The following is a 24769-nucleotide window of genomic DNA, read 5'->3' as shown; positions in this document are numbered from 1 at the left end:
GATTCGACGGGCGGTGACGGGCTAGGGGAGGTGCGGTGAAGCGGATCTTCGGCTGGGTCGTGCTCGCGATCCTGGTGGCCGCCGGGCTGCTGTGGCCGCTGATGTCCGGCGGCGCGTCCAGCTCCGCGCCGGTGGAGGATCCCGTCGTCATCAGCGACTACCAGGCCGACTTCACCGTCGCGGCCAACGGACGGCTCACCGCCGTGGAAACCATCCGCGGCGAGTTCCCCTCTGGGCGGCACGGCATCTTCCGGTACTGGGACGTCGCCAATTCGAACAGCCCCCGAGTGCGTCAGGAACCCGAGGTCACCTCGATCCTGATGGACGGCGAACCCGTGCCCTACCGACTGCTCTCGGAGTCGGGGGAGAGATTCCGGGTGGCCAAGATCGGTGATCCCGACAGCACGCTGAGCCCCGGCACCCACGTCTACGAGATCCGGTACGCCATCCCCGGCGTACTCGACCCGGGCGCCACCGGGGATAACCGCGGCTACGCCTCGGTGGTCGGCGACCCCGACTCGAGGTCTGCGTTCTACTGGAACGTGATCGCACCGTCGTGGAACAACGTGATTCAGCGGGTGCGGGTTCGAGCGACGATGCCCGCCGCCGTCACCGGCGCCGAATGCTCCGTCGGGTTTGGCACGGGGGCCGCCTGCGACGGACTCACGGTGTCGGGCACCACGATCGAGCTGGCCGCGGCGAACCTGGCGCCCCGCACGCCGGTCACGCTGCGCGCCGGCGTCGACCTGCCGACCCCGCCGCGCGCCAGCCTGCCGTGGTCCTACGAGTGGGACCGCGTCCTCGGACGCTCCGTCGGCGGGGTGGTGTGGGTCGCCGGCCTCACCGTGGCCGGCGCTCTGATCGCCCACCTCTGGTACCGCACCACCGTCGAGCCCGAGCCGGGATTCCCGGTGCAGTACGCGCCGCCGGCCGGACTGGGCCCGGTGCAGGTCGAATACATCCGCACCGAGGAGGTGCCCAAGAACGGGTTGACGGCCACGTTGCTCTACGCCGCGGAACGCAATCTCGTCGAACTCAAGCAGGCCGACGAGAAGAGATGGATCGTCCGGGGCGTCGCCGACGACGGCTGGGCCGACGTCGACCCCGTGACCCGCGCCGTGGCGATGGCACTGAAGGTGAAGGGTAGCGGCCGGGAGTTCGAGGCCACGTCCACCGCCAGCGCAGGCAAGAAGCTGACCACGGCGAAGGCCGACCTGGCCACCGCGGCGCGAAAGTGGGCGCTCGACGAGGGTCTGGTGGTCAAGCGCCGCAAGGAACTCTGGGTGCGGTCGGCCAACGCCCTGGCCGTCGTCCTGGCGGCCTGCGGTTTCTTTCGGTGGGGCTTTCCGACGACCATGTGGGGCCTGCCCTTCGTCGCGTTCTTCGTGTTCTCCCGGGGCTCGTGGGCGGGCGGCGTCGGCACGAGGCGCACGGCGAAGGGGCGTCAACTGTGGTCGGAGGCAGGCGGTTTCCACCGATTGCTGGCCACCGACTCGGCGGAGACGCGATTCGACTTCGCGGCCCGCAAGGACCTGTACACCGCGTACGTCCCGTTCGCCGTCGCCGGCGGTGTGGCGGCGCTGTGGGCCAAGAAGTACAGCGACACCGTCGGAGCCGCTGCGCCGGAACCCAGTTGGTATCAGACGTCCTCACCGTCGAGCGGCCATGGCTCGAGCTCCGGCGGACCGGACTTCGACAGCTTCGACTCGGCGCTGTCGTCGTCGATCAGCGCGTACACCGCCTCACAGGCGTCGTCATCGTCGTCGAGTAGTAGCTCCAGCTCCAGCGGCGGCGGTGGCGGAGGCGGCGGTGGGGGAGGAGGAGGCTCGTGGTGACGTCGGTGCTCGTCCTGGCGGTGGTGCTCCTGGTGGTGATTCTGGTGGCATTGGTGTTGGGCTACAACAAGATCCGCACCGCGGACGTGCGGGTGTCCGAGGCCCTGGCCGGCGTCGACGTCGAGCTGACGCGCCGGGCGTCGCTGATCCCCAGCCTGGTGCACACCGTGCAGACCTTTGCGGCGCACGAGAAAGGTGTGCTCGACCACGTCACCGACGCCCGAGCCGCGCTGGCCACCGCAACCGGCGGCACGTCGGTTGCTGACCGCAGCGCCGCCGAACGCGAGCTGGACGGCGCCCTTCGACCGGTCCTGGCGCTGGGGCGGAGCTATCCTGAGTTGAACTCGTCGAGCAATTTCCTGAACCTTCAGGACAATCTCGCCGACACCGAGAACAAGCTTGCGTTCGCCCGCCAGTACTACAACGACGCGGTCGCAACGCTCAACAAGACCCTCACCACGATTCCGTGGATGTTCGTCGCCCCGCTGGCCGGGGTGTCCGAACGCGAGTACTACCAGATCAACGGTTGAGACGTGCGAATCATCTTCGCGGGCACCCCAGAGCCCGCCCTTCCCTCATTGCGTCGACTCGTCGACTCACCACACCACGACGTGGCCGCCGTGCTGACGCGCCCGGACGCCGCGTCCGGTCGCAGGGGGCGCCCGGCACCGTCACCGGTGGCCCAATTCGCCTTGGACGCGGGCATTCCGGTGCTACGTCCCGAGAAACCCAACGGGCCCGACTTCGTCGCCGAGTTACGCGACCTCGCCCCCGACTGCTGCGCGGTGGTGGCCTACGGCGCGCTGCTGCGCGACGGGCTGCTGGCCGTCCCGCCGCACGGCTGGGTCAACCTGCACTTCTCCCTGCTGCCGGCGTGGCGGGGCGCCGCACCCGTTCAAGCCGCCATCGCCGCGGGTGACGAGGTCACCGGTGCCACCACGTTCCGCATCGAACCCAGCCTGGATTCGGGGCCGGTGTTCGGTGTGGTGACCGAGACCGTGCGGCCGACCGACACGGCAGGCGACCTCCTCGACCGACTGTCGGTCTCCGGGGCGATGCTGCTGGAGCGGACGATGGACGGCATCGCCGACGGCACCCTCGCCGCGATCCCGCAGCCCTCCGACGGGATCACCGTCGCGCCGAAGATCACCGTGGAGGAGGCGCGCGTGCGGTGGGATCTACCCGCCCAGGTGGTCGACCGTAGGATTCGCGCGGTGACCCCCAACCCCGGTGCGTGGACGATGATCGGCGACCTCCGAATCAAGGTGGGTCCCGTGCGACCCGAGGCCGATGATCAGGACGCTCAGGATCGAGAAGCACTGGCGCCGGGCATGATTCGCGTCGACCGGCGCGGCGTTCACGTGGGCACGTCGTCGACCCCGGTGCTACTCGGTGACATCCAGCCACCGGGCAAGAAGGCGATGAAGGCGGCGGACTGGGCGCGGGGTGCCCGGCTCGACGAGAACGCGTGCGCCCGGTGACCCGGCCACAGGGCAGGCGAAGGCCGCCGCGCAAACCGCTCGATCCGCCCCGGCGGGCCGCCTTCGACGTGCTGCGGGCCGTCTCCGAGCGCGACGCGTACGCCAACCTGGTGTTGCCCACCCTGCTGCGCGAACGGCAGATCACCGGCCGTGACGCGGCGTTCGCCACCGAACTGGCCTACGGCGCGTGCCGCGCGCTCGGGTTGCTCGACGCGATCATCGTGCACGCGACCAACCGCACGGTGGACCGCATCGACCCCGTGCTGCTGGACCTGTTGCGGCTCGGCTCCTATCAGCTGCTGCGCACCCGCGTCGACGCCCACGCCGCGGTGGACACCACCGTCGAGCAGGCTGCTCTCGAATTCGACGGTGCGCGAGCGGGTTTCGTCAACGGAACCCTGCGGACCATCGCATCCCGCGACGAATCGTCCTGGGTCGCCGAACTGGCTCCGCCCGCGGCGACCGATCCGGTCGGCAACATCGCCTTCACTCACGCCCACCCCCGGTGGATTGCGCAGTGCTTCGCCGACGCCCTCGGCGCAGACGCCGGCGAGCTGGGGGCGCTGCTCGCCAGTGACGACGGCCGGCCGCTGGTGCACCTGGCCGCTCGGCCCGGCGTGCTGACCGCCGAGGAGCTGGCCCGAACGGTCGACGGTGAGGTGGGCCGGTACTCGCCGTACGCGGTGTACCTCTCCGGCGGCGACCCGGGACGGCTCGACGCGCTGCGTGACGGCGCGGCGCAGGTCCAGGACGAGGGCAGCCAACTGGTGGCGCGGGCGTTGACGCTCGCCCCGGTCGACGGCAGCGACGACCGCTGGCTGGACCTCTGCGCCGGGCCTGGCGGCAAGGCCGCCATCCTGGCCGCCGTCGCCGCGCAGCGGGGTGCCCACGTGACGGCCGTGGAACCCACGCCGCACCGCGCGGATCTCGTCGAGCAGACCCTGAGGGGGCTGGACGCCGACGTGCTGAGGGTCGACGGTCGCGAGACGGGACTGCCTGCCGCGTCGTTCGACCGGGTGCTCGTCGACGCGCCGTGCACCGGGCTCGGCGCACTGCGGCGTAGGCCCGAGGCGCGGTGGCGCCGCCAACCCGGCGACGTGCCGGGCCTGGCCAAGCTGCAGAAGCAACTGCTGGCCGCGGCGATCGCGCTGACCCGCGACGGCGGCGTCGTGCTGTATGCCACCTGCTCACCGCATCTGGCGGAGACCGTCGGCGTGGTGGCCGACGCGCTGCGGCGTCAGCCCGTCACCGCCGTCGACGCCCGCCCGCTCTTCGACGCGGGGCCGACGCCCGTACCCGACCTTGGTGCCGGGCCGTACGTGCAGCTGTGGCCGCACCGCCACGGCACGGACGCCATGTTCGCGGCGGCGCTGCGGGTGCAGCGCTGAGCGCCGGCGGGCCGGAATCTAAGCTGACCGCCATGCCCGAACCCTTGATCGCGCCGTCGATCCTGGCCGCCGACTTCGCGCGCCTGGCCGACGAGACCGCCGCCGTCGTCGGAGCCGACTGGCTCCACGTCGACGTGATGGACAACCACTTCGTACCGAACCTGACGCTCGGCCTCCCGGTCGTGGAGAGCCTGTTGAAGGCGACCGACATCCCGATGGACTGTCACCTGATGATCGAGGACCCGGCCCGGTGGGCCCCGCCGTACGCCGAGGCCGGCGCCTACAACGTGACGTTCCACGCCGAGGCGACCGACGACCCGGTGGCCGTGGCCCGTGACATCCGCGCGGCCGGCGCCAAGGCGGGGCTGAGCGTCAAGCCGGGCACCCCCATCGAGCCGTACCTCGAGATCCTCCGTCAGTTCGACACGCTGCTGGTGATGTCGGTCGAACCGGGCTTCGGCGGCCAGAAGTTCATGCCGGACGTGCTCTCCAAGGTCACCGCCGTGCGGCGACTGGTCGACGCGGGTGAACTCACCGTGGTCGTGGAGATCGACGGCGGCATCAACGACGACACCATCGAGGCCGCCGCCGAGGCGGGAGTGGACTGCTTCGTCGCCGGCTCGGCCGTCTTCGGCGCCGCCGATCCCGGGTTGGCGGTGCAGAACCTCCGCAGGCAGGCCGCTGCGGCGTCGGCACACCTGCGGACCTGACCGGGCGATGAACGTCGACGACGCCATGCGGTCGGCCATCGCCCAGGCCGACGGCGTCAAGGGCACGACCCTTCCCAACCCGCCCGTCGGGGCGGTGATCCTGGATCGCGAAGGAAACATCGCCGGGGTCGGCGCTACCCAACCCGCGGGCGGGCCCCACGCCGAGGTCGTCGCGCTGCGGCGGGCCGGTGAACGGGCTGCCGGCGGCACGGCGGTGGTCACCCTGGAGCCCTGCAACCACCACGGCCGCACGCCGCCCTGCGTCGACGCGCTCATCGCGGCGGGGGTGTCCACGGTGGTCTACGCCGTCGCCGACCCGAATCCCGTCGCCGCCGGGGGAGCCAAGCGACTCGCCAACGCCGGCATCGCCGTCCAGGTCGGGGTGCTCGCCGAGGACGTCGCCGGGGGCGCCCTGCGGGAATGGCTGCATCGCCAGCGCACCGGCCGGCCACACGTCACGTGGAAGTTCGCCTCCAGCGTCGACGGACGCAGCGCCGCGGCCGACGGCACCAGTCAGTGGATCACCAGCGAGGCCGCCCGCGCCGACGTGCACCGTCTGCGTGCGGTCGCCGATGCCATCGTCGTCGGCACCGGCACCGTGTTCGCAGACGATCCAACGTTGACCGCTCGACTGCCCGACGGGTCACTGGCCGAGCGTCAGCCGTTGCGCGTGGTGGTGGGCGAGCGTGACGTCTCACCCGAGGCCAAGGTGCTCAACGACGACTCGCGAACGATGGTGATCCGAACCCGAGATCCCCACGAGGTGATTCGGGCCCTCTCGGACCGCACCGCCGTGCTCCTCGAAGGCGGCCCCACCCTGGCGGGAGCATTCCTGCGGGCGGGCGTGGTGGACCGCATCCTGGCCTACGTCGCCCCGATCCTGCTGGGCGGCCCGATCACGGCCGTCGACGACGTCGGGGTGGCCAGCATGGTCGCCGCGCAGCGGTGGCGGTACGACGGCGTGCAGCGCATCGGCCCCGACATCCGCATGAGCCTGGTGCCAGCCACGTCAAACTGAGACGTGGAATTGCCTTGGCCGCCAATGTGAGTCGCGTCACCCACGGAATGTGCGCTGTTGGGGGACTCGTTACCCCTTTGAGACCTCAACCGCCCCACGTGGACCCGATTGGTGTCGTAGGTCCCCGTAAAATCGGAACCAAGGTCGTGGCCACCTGGCCCAGGCTGCCCGTTGACTCGGGCACCACACAACGAAGGACGAAGAGCAATGACTGCACTGCAGGACTGGCTCAGCTTTCGCCCCGCCGATCAGAACGCCATCGTCGACATGGTCTTCCGCCCGTTGCGGGCGGTGCTGAACGTTTCGGAATCCGAAGCCCGAACCGACATCAAGCTGATCACCCCGGGCGTCGAACGCTGCTGACCAGCTAGTTCTGGGCGGCCACCGCATCGGTGGTGTCGTCCAATTCCTCGGCATGGTCGTGCTTTCCGGCGATCAGCAAGCCCAGGACCGCACCGATCGCGCACACCACCATCGTGATGAAGAAGATCTGGCCGTACTGCATCGTGTAGGCGGTCCGCACGTTGGCGGCGAGTTGCGCGCCGATCTCCAACAGGTTGTTGCCCTTGGGCTTCGGCATCTCGGCGAGGTACTGGTTGAACTTGTAGAGGCCCCACGCGCTGAGCGACGCCAGACCGATCAGCATGCCGATCATCCGGGACACCACCACCGCGGCGGACGCGATGCCGTGCTGAGAGCCCGGCACGGTGCGCAGCGTTGCCGAGGTCAGCGGTCCGATCACGAGGCCGAGGCCCAGACCGGCGAGCACCAGGTCGGTGTCGAACGTGGGCAGGGTGAACAGCACCAGGTCATGGTGCGCGGAGAGCACGTTCACGTCCCAGTGCGACACCAGCCAGTAGCCGAACGCCGCGATCAGCAGTCCGACGAAGGCGACGATGCGGTCGCCGATCCGGGTGGCGATCAGACCACCGAGGACGGCGCCGACGGGCAACGCGCCCAGGAACCACAGCAGCAGCAGGACGGTCTCGTTCTGCTCCTTGCCCAACACGCCCTGCCCGAACAGCTCCACGTTGACCAGCGTCACCATCAGGGCCGCACCGGTGCACAGCGACGCCCCGAGGGCGGCGAGGAACGGCCGGAACTTCACCCCGGTCGGCTCGATGAGCCGGGTCTTGGCGAACTTCTCCCATACGAAGAAGGCGATCGCGGCCAGCACCGCCACGCCGAGCACGGGCAGTCCCCAACTGGGGAAGACCTGCTTGCCGTCCGGTGACGGGTTGTACATGCCGAAGACCATCAGACCCAAGGCGACTGCCAGCAGCAGACCGCCGACGACGTCGACCTTCTCCCGCGGCTCGTCGGGGTCCCTCGACGGCAGGCTGAAGTGGATCATCACCATGGCGACGAGCGCGAGCGGCACGTTGATCCAGAAGACGTCACGCCACGTGGACAGCGCCCACACCACGGCGACGCCGTAGAGCGGTCCCAGGACGGCGCCGAGCTCCTGGGCGGCGCCGATGCCGCCGAGCACCGACGCCCGGCTCTTGGCGGCCCACAGGTCCGCGGCAAGTGCCAGCGTGACCGGCAGCAGCGCACCGCTCGCCGTGCCCTGGATGAACCGGCCGATGACGATGGTGAAGAGGTCGTCGGAGAGCGCGGTCACCACGGAGCCGACGGCGAAGCCGGCCAGGCTGACCTGCAGTACCAGCTTGCGGCCGAAGCGGTCCGAAGCGCGGCCAAGCAACGGCATCGCCGCGATGTAGCCGAGCAGGTACATGGTGATGATCGGGGTGACGCGCTGAATCTGGTTCAGCGAGATCCCGACGTCGCGCATGATGTCGTTGATCACGGTGATCACGACGTAGGTGTCGAGAGCGCCGAGCAGAACGGCGAGTCCGCCAGCGCTGATGGCGACCCGCCGGTTGGTCGTCCTCGGTCCGCCGGTGCCCAGCGCCGCGGACGTCACGCGAGCCATCAGGCGGCGGGCTTGGTGACGGTGACGGTCTTGCCCCAGTCGCTCAGCGTCATCTGCACGCTGTTGCCCTGGCTGGGGTCGAGCTTGGCCTGCACGAGGGCGTGGTCGCCGTCCTCGGTGATCCACGCGGTGGCCGGAACGTCGCCGGTGGCACCGAGGTTGGCCAGGCCGTTGACGGCCGCGGCGTTGACCTTGCCGGTGACCTTCACGGTGTTGACGTTGTTGATCGTCTCGCGGCCCTCGGCCTTCGGGTCGGCGAAGTTGGCCAGGACGTTGGCCAGGCCGACCTTGGGGTTGAGGATCTTCGACACGTCGTAGATCTCGGCGGCGGGGCCGAAGTTGGTGAAGCTGCCCGGCGTGAGTGCGCCGTACAGGTCCCCGTCGGCGACCACGAAGTCGACGTCCTTGAAGGTCTGACCGAAGGCGATGATGCTGGCCTTGCCCTGGGCCGCGACCACGGGAACGTTGGTCAGGTCGCCAGTCAGCGTTTCGATGGGCAGTTCCTTGATCTTCCCGGTGACGGTCAAATCGAGGTGCACGCTCGTCTGCGCGCTGGTGGTCTGGGTCGATTCCTTGAGCAGTGCCGCCGCGTCGGGCAGTGGTGCGTCGTTCTTCTTTTCCGACGAGCCGCAACCCGCGACGAGCAGGATGGCGGCGAACATGGACACGAGGACGGCAATGCGGGGGCGCGTCTGCATGAGTGCATCGTAGTGGGTGGACCTGGACGGACCGTTGCCCCAGGTACTGCCGTAGGCGCAGTCGCGAAGCGGCCGTGGGCCCGTGGGCGACTAGCCTCGACGTCATGTTCACCGGCATCGTCGAAGAGTTGGGTGAGGTCGTCGGCAAGGAAGATCTCGCCGATGCGGCCCGATTCGTCATCCGCGGCCCGCTCGTCACCACCGACGCCGGCCACGGCGACTCGATTGCGGTCAACGGCGTGTGCCTGACCGTCGTCGACCTGTTGCCCGACGGCGCGTTCACCGCCGACGTGATGGCCGAGACGTTGAATCGCTCCAGCCTGGAGGGCGTGGGGGTGGGCAGCCAGGTCAACCTGGAGCGCGCCGCCGCCGTGAACAGCCGACTCGGCGGCCACATCGTGCAGGGACACGTCGACGGCACCGGCCGGGTGCTCAGCCGGACCCCGTCGGAACACTGGGAAGTGGTGCGCATCTCACTGCCGGACACCGTGTCGCGGTACGTCGTCGAGAAGGGGTCGATAACCGTCGACGGAATCTCGCTGACGGTCTCGGCGATCGGCTCCGACTGGTTCGAGGTGTCGCTGATCCCCACCACTCTGGAACTGACCACGCTGGGTCGCGCCGCGGTGGGCACCGCGGTCAACCTGGAGGTCGACGTCATCGCCAAGTACGTCGAGAGGCTGCTGGCCCACCGGGACGCCACCGAGAGTTGACCCACCCGCCGCGACTTTCGCCGCCGCTGAGCGAAACGTCGGCGCTGCTCGTCAACCGCTGCATGGGAGCGGGCAATAAGCGTTGCCCTCGGTTGGTTCATACTGAGGGGCGACGTAGCAGGGCGCATCGCACGATGGTTCCGATGGTGGAACGGCAAGGGTGGCAAGGATGACGAGGCTTGATTCCGTCGAACGGGCGATAGCCGACATCGCCGCGGGCAAGGCCGTCGTCGTCATCGATGACGAGGATCGCGAGAACGAGGGCGACCTGATCTTCGCCGCCGAGAAGGCGACGCCCGAACTGGTCGCGTTCATGGTCAGGTACACCTCCGGTTATCTGTGCGTACCGCTGTCCGGCGAGGTGTGCGACCGACTGGGCCTGCTGCCCATGTACGCGGTCAACCAGGACAAGCACGGCACCGCCTACACCGTGACCGTCGACGCGAAGGCCGGCGTGGGCACGGGTATCTCGGCGTCGGACCGGGCGACGACGATGCGGCTGCTGGCCGATCCGACCGCGGCGGCGGGAGACTTCACCCGGCCCGGCCACGTGGTGCCGTTGCGCGCCAAGGAGGGCGGCGTGCTGCGCAGGCCCGGTCACACCGAGGCCGCGGTGGACCTGGCGATGCTCGCCGGTCTGCAGCCCGCGGGCACGATCTGCGAGATCGTCAGCCAGAAGGACGAGGGCGAGATGGCCCAGACCGAGGAGCTGCGGGTCTTCGCCGACGACCACGATCTGGCGCTCATCTCGATCGCCGACCTCATCGAGTGGCGGCGCAAGCACGAAAAGCACATCGAGCGCATCGCCGAAGCGCGCATCCCGACCCGTCACGGCGAGTTCCGTGCGGTGGGCTACACCAGCATCTACGACGACGTCGAGCACGTCGCACTGGTCCGCGGCGACATCACCGGTGGCGGATCCGACGGGGACGGCCACGACGTGCTGGTGCGAGTGCACTCCGAATGTCTGACCGGTGACGTCTTCGGGTCACGGCGCTGCGACTGCGGTCCGCAGCTCGACGCGGCGATGGCGATGGTCGCCAGGGAGGGCCGTGGCGTGGTGCTCTACATGCGCGGGCACGAGGGTCGGGGCATCGGCCTGCTGCACAAGCTGCAGGCCTACCAGTTGCAAGACGCCGGCGAGGACACCGTCGACGCCAACCTCAAGCTCGGGCTGCCCGCCGACGCAAGGGACTACGGGATCGGCGCGCAGATCCTGGTCGACCTCGGCGTCCGCTCGATGCGGTTGTTGACGAACAACCCCGCCAAGAGGGTCGGGCTGGACGGGTACGGGCTGCACGTCATCGAGCGCGTTCCGCTGCCGGTGCGCGCCAATGCCGAGAACATCAGGTACCTGATGACCAAGCGGGACCGGATGGGCCACGATCTGATTGGCCTGGAGGACTACGACGAGTCCCCCTACGAGCTCCCGGCGACCGACGCGGGATCCGGCCAGTGAGCGGCGCCGCGGGCGTTCCCGACATGCCGGCGGTCGACGGAGCCGGCCTCAAGCTGGCGATCGTCGCGAGCACCTGGCACACCACGATCTGCGACGCCCTGCTCGACGGTGCGCGGCGGACCGCGGCGGCGTCGGGGGTGTCCGATCCCGACGTGGTGCGCGTGCTCGGCGCCATCGAGATACCCGTGGTGGCACAGCAATTGGCGAAGACGCACGACGCCGTGGTGGCGCTGGGCGTCGTGATCCGCGGTCAGACACCGCATTTCGACTACGTGTGCGACGCCGTGACCGCCGGTCTGACGCGGGTGTCCCTCGACGAGGGCACGCCCGTCGCCAACGGCGTCCTCACCACCAACGACGAGCAGCAGGCCCTGGACCGCGCCGGGTTGCCGGGGTCTGCGGAGGACAAGGGTGCGCAGGCGGCTGCCGCGGCGCTGTCGACGGCCCTCGTACTGCGGGACCTCCGCGCGACGTCGTGACCCAGCCCGCCGCCGACCTCGAGGTCAAGCCGTACCTGACGCCCTACTTCGCCTACGGTGCGGCGTTCCTGATCGCCGCCGCGCACATCGCGGTGGGCTTCCTGCTGAAGGTCGGCTCCTCGGGGGTCATCTTCCGCACCGCCGACCAGGTCGCGATCGGTGTTCTCGGCGTCATCATCGGCGGCCTCGTCCTGATGTTCGCCCGCCCCCGGTTGCGCGTCGGACCCGACGGCCTGGCCGTCCGAAATCTGTTGGGCTATCGACTCATCCCATGGTCGGAGGTGGTCGACGTGTCCTTCCCCAAGGGTGCGCGGTGGGCACGCGTCGACCTGCCGGACGACGAGTACGTGCCGCTGATGGCGATCCAGTCGGTGGACAAGGAACGCGCCGTTGACGCGATGGACGCCGTCCGCGCGCTGGTGGTCCGCTATCGGCAGCCCGAGGTCAACCCAGGCTCCGCGACATCGTGATCTCCCGGGGCGCGCTCTCGTGGGCCGCGTCGTCGGTCGCGGGCTCACCCGCGACGACGTCGAAGCCCAGCCGCCGGTAGATCCCGCGGGCGGCGGCGTTCCCGCTCTCCACGCGCAACGTCACCACGCGCGCCCCCTGGGTGCAGGCCCAGTCGACCGCGGCGCTCACCAAATCGTGTCCGAGCCCGCGGCCCCGAACCTGCGGTTCGAGCCACAACGAGTACAGGTACACCGTCTCGACGGTCTGCCGCTGCGCCCCGATCAGTCCGACCAGGTCCTCGCCGTCGAGCAGCGCGAACTGCGTGTGGGCGCGCAGCCGGCGCCGCCATTGCGACGCGGTGAACGCCAGCTCCTCACGGTATTGCCGGTCCTCGGTCCCGAGGGTGTCGTCAAGGGCGCGTAGGCGTAGCGCGGCGAACGCGCGCCAGTCCGCTTCGACGAGCCGTGTGACGGTCGGTGCACTCATGCAGCGTCGCATGGCTCCTTCGGGCGGTGCGTTAGAATGTGCTGATAGTGACCCATTTTCGCACGTCGGCGACCGCTCTGGAAGCCGACGCACATTACGTTCGCGCCGCCCAGTTGACCTCGCGTCCCGGGACGTTGCCCGCCATCACCATTCCCGTCGCGGGCCGCAGGTGGCCCGACGTCGACGAGATCTGGTCCCACCTGCAGGAGCCGGCCGAGTTCTTCGGTGTCACGATGCCCGACGTCGACGCCCTCTCCGCCGCACTGGGGGCGTTCGCCGCGACGGCCACCGCCGCGTGGATCGCCGCCAGCGTCGTGATCGTCGAGACCGACCAGGGGTCCGAGGTCGCGGTGTCGGGCGTCGCGGTGCAGCCGTGGCGCCAGGAGCCCGTGGTCGTCGCCGTCGACGACTCGGTGCCACCGGCACACCGCGCGTCGGATCCGTGGTGGCGACGAATGGCCGCGCGGACCACCAGCCGCGCCGAGGTCGACCAACGGGAGCGCTGGCTTCGCGGCCTCGGGTGGGCCGACGTCGTGTCGGGCGGCGTGCCGCTGCTCGGCGCGTTGGTCGTCGAAACGCCCGACGGCTGCGTGGGGGTGGAGAATCCCGAGCCCACGTCGGTGCTCGACCAGCTCGCGGCGTGTGGATGGACGGCGCGGGTGACCGCCGCCGCCACCGTGCCCGCCGACGTCACCCGGGCGTGGTGGGTGTCCCCACGTTTCGAGACGCATCCGGTCGCCGAGCTGGCGGGGGCGTCGTTGCCGTTCGAGAGGTGGTCATGACCGAGTTCGACCCGGCGTCGTTTCACGCCTTGAGCATCGACGGCTACGACATCGCCGACGGGGTGTTCCGTGCGCGATACACGTTGCGCACCAACACCGATGATCGCGATGACGTCTCCTTCACCGAGGTCGTCGACCTGTCGGGCGCGCTCGGCGACCGCAGGCCCGACGACCGGTTGCTCGGCCTGCTCGCGCTGACGTGTTCGCCCAGCTACTACAAGGCCGCAGCCCCGCCGCGGATCGACATCGCGTTCCCGACCCACGATTTCGAACGCCACTACCTCGCTGAGCTGATCGCCGGTGGGCTTGGCGAATTCGCCTACCGCAACTCGCTTCCCGACGCCCTGACCCCCGAGGTGACGGGCCTGGACGCCGTACCCGCGTCGACCGGCCCGGACGCGTGGGACCCCGACGCCGAGCCGCTGGTGCCGGTGGGCGGCGGCAAGGACTCCGTCGTCAGCATCGAGGCGCTCAAGCGGGCCGGCTTGCACCCGACGCTGTTTAGCGTCAACCGGTTCGACCCGATCGACCGGTGCATCGACATCAGCGGGTTGCCCAGCGTCCGGGTCACGCGGCGCATCGACCCCGCACTCATCGAGGCCAACGCGCGCGGTGCCCACAACGGGCACGTGCCGGTCACGGCCATCAACAGTGTCATCGGGCTCATCGTGGCCGACGCCACCGGTCTGGGCCCGGTGGTGCTGTCCAACGAGCGGTCCTCCAACGTGGGCAACGTCACCTGGCTGGGCCGCGACGTCAACCATCAGTGGTCCAAGAGCATCTCCTACGAGACGCTGCTGCGAGACACCTTGCGCCAGTACGGTTTCAACCCCGACCGCTACTTCTCCCTGCTGCGTCCGCTTTCGGAGTCCGAGATCGCCGACCGCTTTGCCAAGAGCCCTCAGTACTTTCGCGACTTCATCAGCTGCAACCGGCCGTTCGCCATCGACGCGGGTCGCCGCGGGGCGACGTGGTGCGGGCACTGCCCCAAGTGCCTGTTCGTCTACGCCCTGATGGCGCCACGTCTGGGCCGCGCGGAGGTCGAGGCCATCTTCGGCCACGACCTGTTCTCCGACGGCGACAACCGGCCGGGCTTCGAGGACATCGTCGGCCTCGGCGCGCACAAGCCCTTCGAGTGCGTCGGCGAGTACTACGAGGCCGCGGAGTCGCTGATGGCGGTGCTCGACGGTGACGACTGGCGCTCGGTGCCGCTGATCGAGGAATTCCGTTCGCGCCGCGACGAACTCGAGAAGGTGTCGCTGTCCTACGCCTCGGAGCGGGCCGGCTCGGTCGACGTCGACTACGTCCCCCCGAGGTATGCCGCGGCTCTGGTCGAGCCATGAGCGACGCCCCCTCCGAGCTCGCCGGGAAGACGGTCGGCATCTGGGGTTTCGGTCAGGAGGGCGTGTCGATGGCCAGGACGGCCGCCGCTGCCGGCGCCGCCCGTGTCGAGGCCGTCGACGACATGGGCCGCCGGCCGTTCGAAGAGCCCGACGACATTCCCCGCCTCGAGGTGTTCCGCGGCCCCGAGCACCTCGCCCGGCTCGGCGCGTGTGACGTGGTGTTCGTCAGCCCGGGGGTTCCGTGGCGTCAGCCGGTGTTCGAAGACCTGCGGCGCTCCGGCATCCGCATCTCCAGCGCCGCCGACTGGTTCATGTCCCGGCACGGTGACGTCACCGTCGGGATCACCGGCACCAAGGGCAAGAGCACGACGGCGTCGTTCCTGGGTCATCTGCTCGGGCAGGCGGGCGTCGACGCCGTGGTCGCCGGCAACATCGGCACCCCGCTGTCGGACCTCTCGCCCGGGGCCGGCGCGGTCGTCGTCGCCGAGATCTCGAGCCAGCAGGCCGTGCTGCTGACCACCTCGCCAGCGGTGGCCGTGATCACCAATCTGTATGCCGACCATCTGGATTGGCACGGTGACCGGGATTCCTACCACCTGGCCAAGGCCAACGTGTTCCGCCGCGGCGCCCGCACCCTGGTGACCACTCCGGAGGTCGTCGCGACGCTGGAGCGGCTCGGTGAGGCCCCCAGCGGACCGGAGGTGCGCCTGGTCCATCCCGACGGGCCAACGGGGCGGGTGCCCGGGTCGCGGCGGTCGGTGATGGCCTACGAGCACAACCTCGTCAACGGGGCGCTGGCCCGCGCCGCCGCCGCCGAGGTCCTCGGCAGGGGAGTCACCCAGGACGAGTTCGATTCTGCCGTGCGCACCTACCCCGGGCTGCCGCACCGGCTGCAGACCGTCCGAACCACCGGACGGATTCACTGGATCGACGACACGCTGGCCACCACGGGGGAGAGCGTCACCGCGGCGCTGCGCGCGATGGACCCCGAGGACCACGTCGCCCTGATCGTCGGCGGCATGGACCGGCAGCTCGACTACGCGCAACTCGACGACTACCTGTGCCGTGGAGAGCGCCGGGTCACGCTGATTCAGGCGCCCACCAACGGCGCCGCCATCGGCGTGCAGTTCGCGCGCCGTCAGCCGTCACGCACGCATCTGGTGGACGGCCTCGAGGCGGCGGTGCGGGTGGCCGCGGGCCTGCCCGACGTCGACGTCGTGCTGCTGTCACCGGGCGCGGCCAGTTATGACCTCTACCGCAACTACGAGGCGAAGGCGGCCGCGTACTGCGGTTTCGTCGACGCCCTTGGCTGACCGACCGAAGCCTGGCGTCGGGCTGTCGGCAGGCGAACTAATCTGGACCCGTGCCCGATCCAGCGACCTACCGGCCGGCCCCGGGCTCGATTCCCGTCGAGCCTGGCGTCTACCGGTTTCGCGATCCGCACGGCAGGGTCATCTACGTCGGCAAGGCCAAGAGCCTGCGCAGCCGCTTGAACTCCTACTTCGCCGACCTCTCCGGGCTGGCCCCACGCACCCGGCAGATGGTGACCACCGCGGGCAGCGTCGAGTGGACCGTCGTCGGCACCGAGGTCGAGGCGCTGCAGCTGGAATACAACTGGATCAAGGAATTCGATCCGCGGTTCAACATCCGCTACCGCGACGACAAGTCCTATCCCGTGCTGGCGGTGACGCTCAACGAGGAGTATCCGCGGCTGTTCGTCTACCGCGGACCGCGCCGTAAGGGCGTGCGTTACTTCGGTCCCTACTCGCACGCCTGGGCCATCAGGGAGACCCTCGACCTGTTGACCCGGGTGTTCCCGGCCCGCACCTGCTCGGCAGGGGTGTTCAAGCGGCACAACCAGATTGGTCGGCCCTGTCTGCTGGGATACATCGACAAGTGTTCGGCGCCATGTGTCGGCCGGGTCAGTGCCGAGGAGCACCGGCGGATCGTGCTGGACTTCTGCGACTTCCTGGCCGGCAAGACCGACCGCCTGGCTCGCGACATGGAACAGCAGATGAACGCCGCCGCCGAACAGCTCGACTTCGAGCGGGCCGCGCGGTTGCGCGACAACCTCGGCGCACTCAAGCGGGCCCTGGAGAAGCAAACCGTCGTCTTCGGTGACGGCACCGACGCCGACGTGGTGGCCTTCGCCGCCGACGAACTCGAGGCCGCCGTTCAGGTGTTCCACGTCCGTGGCGGGCGGGTGCGGGGCCAGCGGGGGTGGGTCGTCGAGAAGTCGACGGAGCCGGAGGCGACCAATGTTGCAGGGCCGGAGGCGACCAATGTTGCAGGGCCGGAGGCGGGTGACGGCGCCGCGTCGGCGGAGTCGGGCCTGAAGGTCCTCGTCGAACAGTTCCTGACCCAGTTCTACGGCGACCAGGCCGAGCTCAGCGACACCGGCAGCGCCGGAGCGGAAGAGGCCACGAACCTGGTGCCTCGCCAGGTCCTGGTGCCGGTGCTGCCCGACAACGCCGACGAGCTCGCGGCCTGGCTCAGTGGGCTGCGCGGGTCCAATGTGCAATTGCGGGTGCCGGCCCGCGGGGACAAGCGCGCACTGGCCGAGACCGTCTACCGCAACGCCAAGGACCAGCTGACCCAGCACAAGCTCAAGCGGGCCGGCGACTTCAACGCCAGATCCGAGGCGCTGCAGAGCATTCAGGAGTTCCTCGGGCTCACCGAGGCCCCGCTGCGCATCGAGTGCGTGGACATCAGCCACGTCCAGGGCACCGACGTGGTGGCGTCGCTGGTGGTGTTCGAAGACGGGCTGCCCCGCAAGTCCGACTACCGGCACTACGCCATCCGCGAGGCGGCGGGCGACGGTCGCTCCGACGACGTCGCCTCGATCGCGGAGGTGACGCGGCGCCGCTTCGCCCGGCACGTCGCCGACGCGCAGGCGCCCGTCGTCGAGGACGGCAAAGCCAGGCGATTCGCGTATCCGCCCAACCTGTTCGTCGTCGACGGTGGCGGCCCGCAGGTGAACGCCGCCGCCGCCGTCCTCGAGGAGCTCGGCGTCTCCGACGTGGCCGTCATCGGTCTGGCGAAGCGGCTCGAGGAGGTGTGGGTGCCCGGCCAGGAGGACCCGGTGATCATGCCGCGCAACAGTGACGGGCTCTACCTGCTGCAGCGAGTGCGCGACGAAGCGCACCGCTTCGCGATCACCTACCACCGGAGCAAGCGGTCGAAGCGGATGACGGCGTCGGCACTAGACTCCGTGCGGGGACTGGGGGAGCACAGGCGCAAGGCGTTGGTGACACACTTCGGGTCGGTGGCCCGGTTGAAGGACGCCAGCGTCGAAGAGATCACCGCGGTACCGGGAATCGGGGTGGCCACCGCGAACGCAGTGCTCGAGGCACTCGGCGTGCCTACGATCAAGGACGAGTCGACGACGGGCCAGGGGATGACGACGAGCGAGCAGCTGGAGGCGGATCGCGCATGACCGACCTGCGCGAGGGCCACGGCGACGAGCTGCCGGCGGCCGGGATCGACGTCGTCCTCGTCACCGGGCTGTCGGGGGCTGGCCGCGGCACGGCGGCCAAGGTGCTCGAAGACCTCGGCTGGTACGTCGCCGACAACCTGCCGCCCGAGCTGATCGCCAGGATGGTCGAGCTGGGCTTGGCCGCCGGATCGCGCATCACCCAGCTGGCCGTGGTGATGGACGTGCGCTCCCGGGGATTCACCGGCGACCTGGAGTGGGTACGCCACGACCTCGCCGACCGGGGCATCACTCCCCGGGTGCTGTTCCTCGAAGCCTCCGACAGCATCCTGGTGCGCCGCTACGAGCAGAACCGTCGCAGCCATCCACTGCAGGGCAATCAGACTCTGGCCGAAGGCATTTCCGCGGAGCGCGCGTTGCTGGCGCCCATCAGGGCCGCAGCCGACCTGGTGATCGACACCACGTCTCTGCCGGTGCCCGCCCTGCGCGAGACCATCGAGCGCGCGTTCGCCGCCGAGACGGTGGCCCACACCAACGTGACCGTGGAGTCCTTCGGCTACAAGTACGGTCTGCCGATGGACGCCGACACCGTGATGGACGTCCGCTTCCTGCCCAACCCGCACTGGGTCGACGAGTTGCGCCCACACACCGGTCAGCACCCGGCCGTTCGGGATTACGTCCTCGGCCAACCGGGGGCGGCGGACTTCATCGACACCTACCATCGGCTTCTGGACGTCGTCATCGACGGATACCGCAGGGAGGGCAAGCGCTACATGACCGTCGCGATCGGATGCACGGGCGGTAAGCATCGCAGCGTGGCGATCGCCGAAGCCCTCGCCGGGCGTCTCGACGGCGACGGCGATCTGACGGTGCGGGTGCTGCATCGGGATCTGGGTCGCGAATGAGCGCACGACGACGAGCGCGCGTGAGGATCGCAGCGAGGGACGAGCGAGGACCGGAGCGCGTGGGAGTCGAGTCATGAGCGCACGACGACGAGCGCGCGTGAGGATCGCAGCGAGGGACGAGCGAGGACCGGAGCGCGTGGGAGTCGAGTCATGAGCGCACGCATAGTCGCCTTGGGCGGCGGCCACGGGTTGTACGCGACGCTGTCGGCCCTGCGTCGGCTGACCCCGCACGTGACGGCCGTGGTGACGGTGGCCGACGACGGCGGCTCGTCGGGTCGGTTGCGCAGCGAGCTCGACGTCGTGCCACCGGGTGACCTGCGAATGGCGTTGGCGGCGTTGGCATCCGACACCCCACACGGACATCTCTGGGCGACCATCCTGCAGCATCGCTTCGGCGGCAGCGGCGCACTGGCCGGCCACCCCATCGGCAACCTGCTGCTCGCGGGGCTCAACGAAGTGCTCGCCGACCCGGTCGCCGCGCTCGACGAATTGGGCCGCATCCTCGATCTCAAGGGTCGGGTGCTGCCGATGTGCCCCATCGCGCTGCAGATCGAGGCCGACGTCGCGGGCCTGGAGTCCGACCCGCGGATGAGCCGGGTGATCAGGGGTCAGGTCGCGCTCGCCACCACTGTGGGCAAGGTTCGGCGGGTGCGCCTGCATCCTGGCAATCCGCCCGCCACCCGCCAGGCCGTCGACGCGATCATGGCTGCCGACCTGGTGGTGCTCGGACCGGGGTCGTGGTTCACCAGCGTCATCCCGCACGTGCTGGTGCCGCAACTGGCCGCGGCGCTGCAGGCGACGACGGCGCGGCGCGCTCTGGTGCTGAACCTGGTGGCCGAGCCCGGCGAGACGGCGGGGTTCTCCGCCGAGCGCCACATCCACGTACTGGCGCAGCACGCACCAGGTTTCACCGTGCACGACATCGTCGTCGACGCCGCGGGCGTTCCCGGCGAGCGCGAACGCGAGCAACTTCGACGGACCGCAGCCAGCCTCGAGGCGCGGGTTGAGTTCGCCGACGTGTCCAGACCTGGTACACCATTACATGATCCGGCCAAGTTGGCCGAGGCGCTGGAGCGGGTGAGGCTGCGCGGTAGCGCACCCGCGCCGCCGCCGGCTCCGACGGCCGCCGCCCAGTCGGTCGACGAAAGGTGACGAGCTCGTGGCGATGACAGCCGAGGTCAAGGACGAGCTGAGCCGATTGGTCATCAACTCGGTCAGCGCGCGACGCGCGGAGGTGGCGTCGCTGCTGCGCTTCGCAGGCGGCCTGCACATCGTGGGCGGCCGGGTGGTCGTCGAGGCCGAGGTGGATCTCGGGGTGATCGCGCGGCGGTTGCGCAAGGACATCCACGACCTGTACGGCTACAACGCCGTCGTGCACGTGATGACGGCCAGTGGCATTCGCAAGGGCACCAGATACGTGGTGCGGGTGGCGCAGGACGGCGAGGCCCTGGCCCGCCAGACCGGGTTGCTGGATTTGCGGGGCAGGCCCGTCCGCGGTTTGCCGGCTCAGGTCGTCGGCGGCAGCGTCGGCGACGCGGAGGCCGCGTGGCGCGGCGCGTTCCTGGCGCACGGGTCGCTCACCGAGCCGGGCCGGTCGTCGTCGCTGGAGATCAGCTGCCCCGGCCCGGAGGCGGCGCTGGCCCTCGTCGGGGCGGCCCGGCGACTCGGCGTCAGTGCCAAGGCCCGGGAGGTCCGCGGCAGTGACCGGGTGGTGGTGCGCGACGGCGAGGCCATCGGTGCGCTGTTGACCCGGATGGGCGCCCAGGACACCCGGTTGACGTGGGAGGAGCGCCGACTGCGCCGCGAGGTGCGGGCAACTGCGAACCGACTCGCCAACTTCGACGACGCGAACCTGCGTCGATCCGCGCGCGCCGCGGTGGCGGCCGCGGCCCGGGTCGAACGTGCCCTGAACATCCTCGGTGACTCCGTGCCCGACCACCTGTCCACCGCGGGCCGGCTTCGGGTCGAGCACCGGCAGGCGTCGCTGGAGGAATTGGGCCGGCTCGCCGAGCCGCCGATGACCAAAGACGCCGTGGCAGGCCGCATTCGGCGCCTGTTGTCGATGGCCGACCGCAAGGCCAAGCAGGACGGCATTCCCGACACCGAGTCGGCCGTGACGCCGGACCTGCTCGACGACGCCTAAGCGGCGACCGTCGCGTAGGGCAGCGGATTGGCCGCGGGATTGGCGGCCAGCGCGTCGAGCACGGCCTCCATTACCTGCGGGCTCAAGAAGATGTTCGCGTGCCCGACGACGAGGCCGGGATAGCGGTCCTGCAGGACGACGTTCGTGACGCCCGGTCCGTGCAACGCCTGCTGGGTGTAGGGCGTGACCACTTCGTCGTTCACCGAGGCGATCGTCGTGTACAGCACGCCGGGCCGGGTGTCTCCGTCGCCGTAGACCTCCTGCTGGAACGGTGATCCCACCGCCTGCTGAAGGAGCGCCGGGGCGATCGCGTTGGTGACGGCGGTGAACAGCGCTCCGAGAATCGGAATGGACGTCAACCCGTTCAGCTGGTTGAAGTCGGTGCCGTGATTGCTCGGGGCTAGGCCGATGATCTGGGAGACCTTGGCAGCACCGCCCAATTCGTTGACGTAGTACACCGGAAGGATGCCGCCGCCCTGGGAGTGTCCGACCAGGATGACCTTCGGTGCGCCGGTCTCGGCGAGCACCCGGTCGACCTCGGCGGCGAGTTCGCGGCCCGATTGCCGGATGTCGCCGAGTGATTGGACCGGGAAGTTCGGGTCGGCGGTGATGTTGCCGTAGTTGAACGAGTAGACCTTGTATCCCGCGTTGGCCAGCACCGGCGCACCGACCGACCAGTTGACGCCCTGGGTGCCGACGGTGCCGTTGAGCAGGATGACCGGCAGCGGGTGCTCGGGCGTGACGGTGATCGACGAGTCGTTGGCGCCGGCGGGTGGCCTGGTCGGGGTGAAGAAGGCCAGACCGTCCAAGATGCCGTAGTCGACCGCGAACCGCCCGGTGGGAGGTGTCGGGGACGCTCCGACCAGGGTCCGCCCGACGGCGGCCGCGGCGTTGGCGACCGACACCGCCAGCAGGTACGGCACGCCGAGGAAGCTCGACGGACCGAAGGCGTGGGCGACGACGGTCGCCGCGGTGTGGACGGCGGACACCGTCACCGTGGCGACGTCGACGGCCAAGCCGGCGAGTTGCCGGTCGAGTCGCGGCGCGATGGTCGGCGCGGGTTCGGGGGCGACCGGTGCGGTCGGGGCGACGGCGGCGGCGACGACCTGCAGCGCACGGGCTGGGGGTTCGGGGGCCGACGGCTCGGACGTCTTCTGGGTCGTGGTCTTGGCGGCGGTGGGTTTCGGTGGTGTGCGCGTCGGGCTGGCGGGCGCGACCGTATTCGCCTGTAGGGCATGCTCGTTGGAGTGGCGCGGTGCGTCGGGCGCGGTGTCGTCGGGTTCGGCCGTGTCCGGCTTGGGCTTGTCCGGCTCGTTCTCGTCCGGCTCGGTCTTGTCGGGCTTGGGCTTGGTGTCGTCGGGCTTGCTCTTCTCCGGCCCGGTCTCGTCGGGCCCGGTCTTGTCCGGCCCCGTCTTGTCGGGCTTGGTGTCGTGCTGCGACGACTGGCTCGACGTCGCACCAGAGGAGCTGGACGTTCCGTCGTCGTCGGCCAGGGCTACGCCGCCGGTGCCCAACGCCCCGGCGGAGAATCCGCCGAGCAGAAGCGCGGCAAGCGCCAACCGGAATCGGGGATCCGGCGCGGACGCACCGTGCGAACTGCGGTGACGGGAACCCTCGTGCATCCGAACCTCCGACTCGAGCTAACGGACCGTAGCCGTTCCGCGGGGGCGACGGTCGCGGTTTCGGTCGAATCGGGTGTCGCCGCTACCGTGGGTCGATGGACCTCCTTCGGGTGGGCGTGGTGCCCGATCCGCCGTTCAGCGGGATGCCTGGCGGTGGCGGGCTCGACGTCGACCTCGCCACCGCACTGGGGGAGGCCCTCGGGCTGCCCGTCGAGCGGATCGAGGTCGACGCCTTCCCGTCGGCGTGTGACTGCGCCCTCGGCCAGGTGGTCACCGTCGAGGGGCCAGTCTTCGCGCCGCCGTATCTGGTGTCGGGTCACGCTCTCGCCGTCGACGCCGCCCGCCATCCTGCGGTCCGGTCCGTCGATGATCTCGTCGGGCTGACCGTCGCGGTGCGGCGAGGCTCGGGCGGTCAGTCGCTCGCCGAGGGCCTGTTCGCCGCCGGTCGGATCGGGACGGTGCGCGCCTTCGACCACCGCGACTTCGGCTCTGCTGCAGGCGAACTGGCGGCACACGGGTGTGACGCCATGGTGGCCCTCGGGCCCACCCTTGAAATCCTGGTCGCGTCGGCCCCCGACGTCGACGTGGTGCAGCGGGGCCTGTCCCGTGAGGAGATCGCGATCGCCGTCGCCCCGGGAGACGACGCCCTGCTCGCGCAGCTCGTCACCGCCCAGGAACGCCTCGAGGCCGACGGCTCGCTGCAGGAAATGCGCCTCCGATGGCTCGGCAACCCCTACCGGGACCAGAGTCTGGCCGCCCGTTGACCAGCCTTCGCGTCGCGAGGGGCGCACCACTAGGCTGATCCCCGAGCACGAGACTGGGCAACATGCCGGAGCATCGAGATCTAAGGAGCACGACAGTGACCGTTCGGGTAGGCGTTAACGGCTTCGGCCGCATCGGACGCAACTTCTTCAGGGCCCTGGACGCACAGAAGGCCCTCGGCAAGAACACCGACGTCGAGATCGTCGCGGTCAACGACCTGACCGACAACGCCACGCTGGCGCACCTCTTGAAGTTCGACTCGATCCTCGGCCGGCTGCCCTACGACGTCAGCCTCGAGGGCGAGGACACCATCGTCGTCGGCGACCACAAGATCAAGGCCCTCGCGGTCAAGGAAGGCCCGTCGGCCCTGCCGTGGGGCGACCTCGGCGTCGACGTGGTCGTGGAGTCGACCGGCATCTTCACCAAGCGCGACAAGGCCCAGGGCCACCTCGACTCGGGCGCCAAGAAGGTCATCATCTCCGCGCCGGCCACCGACGAGGACATCACCATCGTGCTGGGCGTCAACGACGACAAGTACGACGGCAGCCAGAACATCATCTCCAACGCGTCGTGCACCACGAACTGCCTGGGCCCGCTGGCCAAGGTGCTCAACGACGAGTTCGGCATCGTCAAGGGTCTGATGACCACGATCCACGCCTACACGCAGGATCAGAACCTGCAGGACGGCCCGCACAGCGACCTGCGTCGCGCCCGCGCCGCGGCCATCAACATCGTCCCCACCTCGACCGGTGCCGCCAAGGCCATCGGCCTGGTGCTCCCCGAGCTCAAGGGCAAGCTCGACGGCTACGCGCTGCGGGTGCCGATCCCCACGGGGTCGGTCACCGACCTCACCGCGCAGCTGTCGAAGTCGGCCAGCGCCGCCGACATCAACGCCGCCTTCAAGGCCGCCGCCGACGGCAAGCTCAAGGGCATCCTGAAGTACTACGACGCCCCCATCGTGTCGAGCGACATCGTCACCGATCCGCACAGCTCGCTGTTCGACTCCGGCCTGACCAAGGTGATCGACGACCAGGCGAAGGTCGTGTCCTGGTACGACAACGAGTGGGGCTACTCCAACCGCCTCGTGGACCTGGTCGCGCTGGTCGGCAAGTCGCTGTAAGTCGAG

23 protein-coding genes and 1 pseudogene are annotated in these 24769 nt (G+C 69.8%); 20 read left to right on the top strand and 4 right to left on the bottom strand.

All coding sequences use genetic code 11. The annotated features are described in order from the left end of the window. Positions 1-35: 35 nt before the first annotated feature. The 7 genes from H7K45_RS20580 (at position 36) to H7K45_RS20550 (ending at position 6795) form a co-directional block, all read left to right on the top strand. Complete coding sequence (locus tag H7K45_RS20580) at positions 36-1835, top strand: DUF2207 domain-containing protein (RefSeq protein WP_263997817.1); 1800 nt, start codon at positions 36-38, stop codon at positions 1833-1835. Beyond that, positions 1829-2365, top strand: coding sequence for a LemA family protein (locus tag H7K45_RS20575; protein ID WP_263997816.1), 537 nt, complete (start codon positions 1829-1831; stop codon positions 2363-2365). Before H7K45_RS20580 ends, H7K45_RS20575 begins: the two co-directional genes overlap by 7 nt. 3 nt (positions 2366-2368) lie before the next feature. After that, entirely contained in the window at positions 2369-3316 is a 948-nt protein-coding gene (fmt, locus tag H7K45_RS20570) for a methionyl-tRNA formyltransferase (protein ID WP_263997815.1), read from the top strand. Continuing rightward, positions 3313-4704, top strand: a complete 1392-nt coding sequence (locus tag H7K45_RS20565) for an RsmB/NOP family class I SAM-dependent RNA methyltransferase (protein WP_263998379.1) — start codon at positions 3313-3315, stop codon at positions 4702-4704. The genes fmt and H7K45_RS20565 overlap by 4 nt, the downstream gene beginning before the upstream one ends. 32 nt (positions 4705-4736) lie before the next feature. Further along, on the top strand, positions 4737-5414 hold the full coding sequence (gene rpe, locus H7K45_RS20560; protein WP_263997814.1) for a ribulose-phosphate 3-epimerase: 678 nt from the start codon (positions 4737-4739) through the stop codon (positions 5412-5414). 7 nt (positions 5415-5421) lie between these two features. Then, positions 5422-6432 (top strand): bifunctional diaminohydroxyphosphoribosylaminopyrimidine deaminase/5-amino-6-(5-phosphoribosylamino)uracil reductase RibD, encoded by a 1011-nt coding sequence (ribD, locus tag H7K45_RS20555; protein WP_263997813.1) that lies wholly within the window; start codon positions 5422-5424, stop codon positions 6430-6432. 207 nt (positions 6433-6639) lie between these two features. After that, on the top strand, positions 6640-6795 hold the full coding sequence (locus H7K45_RS20550; RefSeq protein WP_263997812.1) for a hypothetical protein: 156 nt from the start codon (positions 6640-6642) through the stop codon (positions 6793-6795). A 4-nt stretch (positions 6796-6799) separates the two neighbouring features. Here H7K45_RS20550 and H7K45_RS20545 read toward each other — a convergent pair whose 3' ends face one another. Continuing rightward, positions 6800-8368: an MFS transporter gene (locus tag H7K45_RS20545; protein WP_263997811.1), complete on the bottom strand. Its 1569-nt coding sequence runs from the start codon at positions 8366-8368 to the stop codon at positions 6800-6802. Then, positions 8368-9066 (bottom strand): LppX_LprAFG lipoprotein, encoded by a 699-nt coding sequence (locus tag H7K45_RS20540; RefSeq protein ID WP_263997810.1) that lies wholly within the window; start codon positions 9064-9066, stop codon positions 8368-8370. Before H7K45_RS20540 ends, H7K45_RS20545 begins: the two co-directional genes overlap by 1 nt. 104 nt (positions 9067-9170) lie before the next feature. Between H7K45_RS20540 and H7K45_RS20535 the strand changes: the two genes are divergently transcribed. From H7K45_RS20535 to H7K45_RS20520, 4 genes are all read left to right on the top strand, one after another. Further along, positions 9171-9779: a riboflavin synthase gene (locus H7K45_RS20535; protein ID WP_263997809.1), complete on the top strand. Its 609-nt coding sequence runs from the start codon at positions 9171-9173 to the stop codon at positions 9777-9779. 169 nt (positions 9780-9948) lie between these two features. Beyond that, positions 9949-11238 (top strand): bifunctional 3,4-dihydroxy-2-butanone-4-phosphate synthase/GTP cyclohydrolase II, encoded by a 1290-nt coding sequence (locus H7K45_RS20530; RefSeq protein ID WP_263997808.1) that lies wholly within the window; start codon positions 9949-9951, stop codon positions 11236-11238. Next, positions 11235-11717 carry a 6,7-dimethyl-8-ribityllumazine synthase gene (ribH, locus tag H7K45_RS20525; protein ID WP_263997807.1) on the top strand — a complete coding sequence of 161 codons (483 nt, stop codon included), beginning with the start codon at positions 11235-11237 and terminating at the stop codon, positions 11715-11717. Before H7K45_RS20530 ends, ribH begins: the two co-directional genes overlap by 4 nt. Beyond that, positions 11714-12187 (top strand): PH domain-containing protein, encoded by a 474-nt coding sequence (locus H7K45_RS20520; RefSeq protein ID WP_263997806.1) that lies wholly within the window; start codon positions 11714-11716, stop codon positions 12185-12187. The genes ribH and H7K45_RS20520 overlap by 4 nt, the downstream gene beginning before the upstream one ends. Here H7K45_RS20520 and H7K45_RS20515 read toward each other — a convergent pair. Then, positions 12162-12653, bottom strand: a complete 492-nt coding sequence (locus H7K45_RS20515) for a GNAT family N-acetyltransferase (RefSeq protein ID WP_263997805.1) — start codon at positions 12651-12653, stop codon at positions 12162-12164. The genes H7K45_RS20520 and H7K45_RS20515 overlap by 26 nt on opposite strands. Before the next feature lie 47 nt (positions 12654-12700). Here H7K45_RS20515 and H7K45_RS20510 point away from each other — a divergent pair, with 47 nt between their 5' ends. The 7 genes and pseudogenes from H7K45_RS20510 to whiA all read left to right on the top strand — a co-directional run bounded on the left by H7K45_RS20510 (position 12701) and on the right by whiA (position 21259). Then, positions 12701-13435 carry a hypothetical protein gene (locus H7K45_RS20510; protein WP_263997804.1) on the top strand — a complete coding sequence of 245 codons (735 nt, stop codon included), beginning with the start codon at positions 12701-12703 and terminating at the stop codon, positions 13433-13435. Further along, entirely contained in the window at positions 13432-14778 is a 1347-nt protein-coding gene (locus H7K45_RS20505) for a MurL-like N-terminal domain-containing (protein ID WP_263997803.1), read from the top strand. The genes H7K45_RS20510 and H7K45_RS20505 overlap by 4 nt, the downstream gene beginning before the upstream one ends. Then, on the top strand, positions 14775-16091 hold the full coding sequence (gene murD, locus H7K45_RS20500; RefSeq protein WP_263997802.1) for a UDP-N-acetylmuramoyl-L-alanine--D-glutamate ligase: 1317 nt from the start codon (positions 14775-14777) through the stop codon (positions 16089-16091). Before H7K45_RS20505 ends, murD begins: the two co-directional genes overlap by 4 nt. Before the next feature lie 50 nt (positions 16092-16141). Beyond that, complete coding sequence (uvrC, locus tag H7K45_RS20495; protein WP_263997801.1) at positions 16142-18214, top strand: excinuclease ABC subunit UvrC; 2073 nt, start codon at positions 16142-16144, stop codon at positions 18212-18214. After that, a pseudogene (gene rapZ, locus H7K45_RS20490) lies at positions 18204-19116 on the top strand (RNase adapter RapZ). The gene uvrC and the pseudogene rapZ overlap by 11 nt, the downstream one beginning before the upstream one ends. Before the next feature lie 150 nt (positions 19117-19266). Further along, entirely contained in the window at positions 19267-20268 is a 1002-nt protein-coding gene (gene yvcK / locus H7K45_RS20485; RefSeq protein ID WP_263997799.1) for a uridine diphosphate-N-acetylglucosamine-binding protein YvcK, read from the top strand. Positions 20269-20281: 13 nt separating this feature from the next. After that, a complete protein-coding gene (gene whiA / locus H7K45_RS20480) occupies positions 20282-21259 on the top strand; it encodes a DNA-binding protein WhiA (RefSeq protein WP_263998378.1) in 978 nt (325 codons plus the stop codon). On the opposite strand, the gene H7K45_RS20475 is transcribed toward whiA, so the two are convergent. After that, positions 21256-22881 (bottom strand): esterase/lipase family protein, encoded by a 1626-nt coding sequence (locus H7K45_RS20475; RefSeq protein WP_263997798.1) that lies wholly within the window; start codon positions 22879-22881, stop codon positions 21256-21258. The genes whiA and H7K45_RS20475 overlap by 4 nt on opposite strands. A gap of 95 nt (positions 22882-22976) precedes the next feature. Here H7K45_RS20475 and H7K45_RS20470 point away from each other — a divergent pair, with 95 nt between their 5' ends. Together H7K45_RS20470 and gap are read left to right on the top strand one after the other, a co-directional pair. Continuing rightward, positions 22977-23645, top strand: coding sequence for a substrate-binding periplasmic protein (locus H7K45_RS20470; protein WP_263997797.1), 669 nt, complete (start codon positions 22977-22979; stop codon positions 23643-23645). A 95-nt stretch (positions 23646-23740) separates the two neighbouring features. Beyond that, positions 23741-24763, top strand: a complete 1023-nt coding sequence (gap, locus tag H7K45_RS20465; RefSeq protein WP_263997796.1) for a type I glyceraldehyde-3-phosphate dehydrogenase — start codon at positions 23741-23743, stop codon at positions 24761-24763. Positions 24764-24769 lie beyond the last annotated feature (6 nt).

This window comes from Mycobacterium yunnanensis, assembly GCF_025823185.1.
Lineage (GTDB): Bacteria > Actinomycetota > Actinomycetes > Mycobacteriales > Mycobacteriaceae > Mycobacterium > Mycobacterium yunnanensis.
The sequence above is the reverse complement of the archived record's forward strand: the minus strand, read 5'-3'. Positions and strand labels throughout refer to the sequence as shown.

Excerpts from the sequence above, each read along its gene's own strand:
- rpe (WP_263997814.1), top strand. The coding sequence starts at position 4,737 with ATGCCCGAACCCTTGATCGCGCCGTCGATCCTGGCCGCCGACTTCGCG.
- ribD (WP_263997813.1), top strand. The coding sequence starts at position 5,422 with ATGAACGTCGACGACGCCATGCGGTCGGCCATCGCCCAGGCCGACGGC.
- H7K45_RS20550 (WP_263997812.1), top strand. The coding sequence starts at position 6,640 with ATGACTGCACTGCAGGACTGGCTCAGCTTTCGCCCCGCCGATCAGAAC.
- H7K45_RS20545 (WP_263997811.1), bottom strand. The coding sequence starts at position 8,368 with ATGGCTCGCGTGACGTCCGCGGCGCTGGGCACCGGCGGACCGAGGACG.
- H7K45_RS20540 (WP_263997810.1), bottom strand. The coding sequence starts at position 9,066 with ATGCAGACGCGCCCCCGCATTGCCGTCCTCGTGTCCATGTTCGCCGCC.
- H7K45_RS20535 (WP_263997809.1), top strand. The coding sequence starts at position 9,171 with ATGTTCACCGGCATCGTCGAAGAGTTGGGTGAGGTCGTCGGCAAGGAA.
- H7K45_RS20530 (WP_263997808.1), top strand. The coding sequence starts at position 9,949 with ATGACGAGGCTTGATTCCGTCGAACGGGCGATAGCCGACATCGCCGCG.
- H7K45_RS20515 (WP_263997805.1), bottom strand. The coding sequence starts at position 12,653 with ATGAGTGCACCGACCGTCACACGGCTCGTCGAAGCGGACTGGCGCGCG.
- H7K45_RS20505 (WP_263997803.1), top strand. The coding sequence starts at position 13,432 with ATGACCGAGTTCGACCCGGCGTCGTTTCACGCCTTGAGCATCGACGGC.
- murD (WP_263997802.1), top strand. The coding sequence starts at position 14,775 with ATGAGCGACGCCCCCTCCGAGCTCGCCGGGAAGACGGTCGGCATCTGG.
- yvcK (WP_263997799.1), top strand. The coding sequence starts at position 19,267 with ATGAGCGCACGCATAGTCGCCTTGGGCGGCGGCCACGGGTTGTACGCG.
- whiA (WP_263998378.1), top strand. The coding sequence starts at position 20,282 with ATGACAGCCGAGGTCAAGGACGAGCTGAGCCGATTGGTCATCAACTCG.
- H7K45_RS20475 (WP_263997798.1), bottom strand. The coding sequence starts at position 22,881 with ATGCACGAGGGTTCCCGTCACCGCAGTTCGCACGGTGCGTCCGCGCCG.
- H7K45_RS20470 (WP_263997797.1), top strand. The coding sequence starts at position 22,977 with ATGGACCTCCTTCGGGTGGGCGTGGTGCCCGATCCGCCGTTCAGCGGG.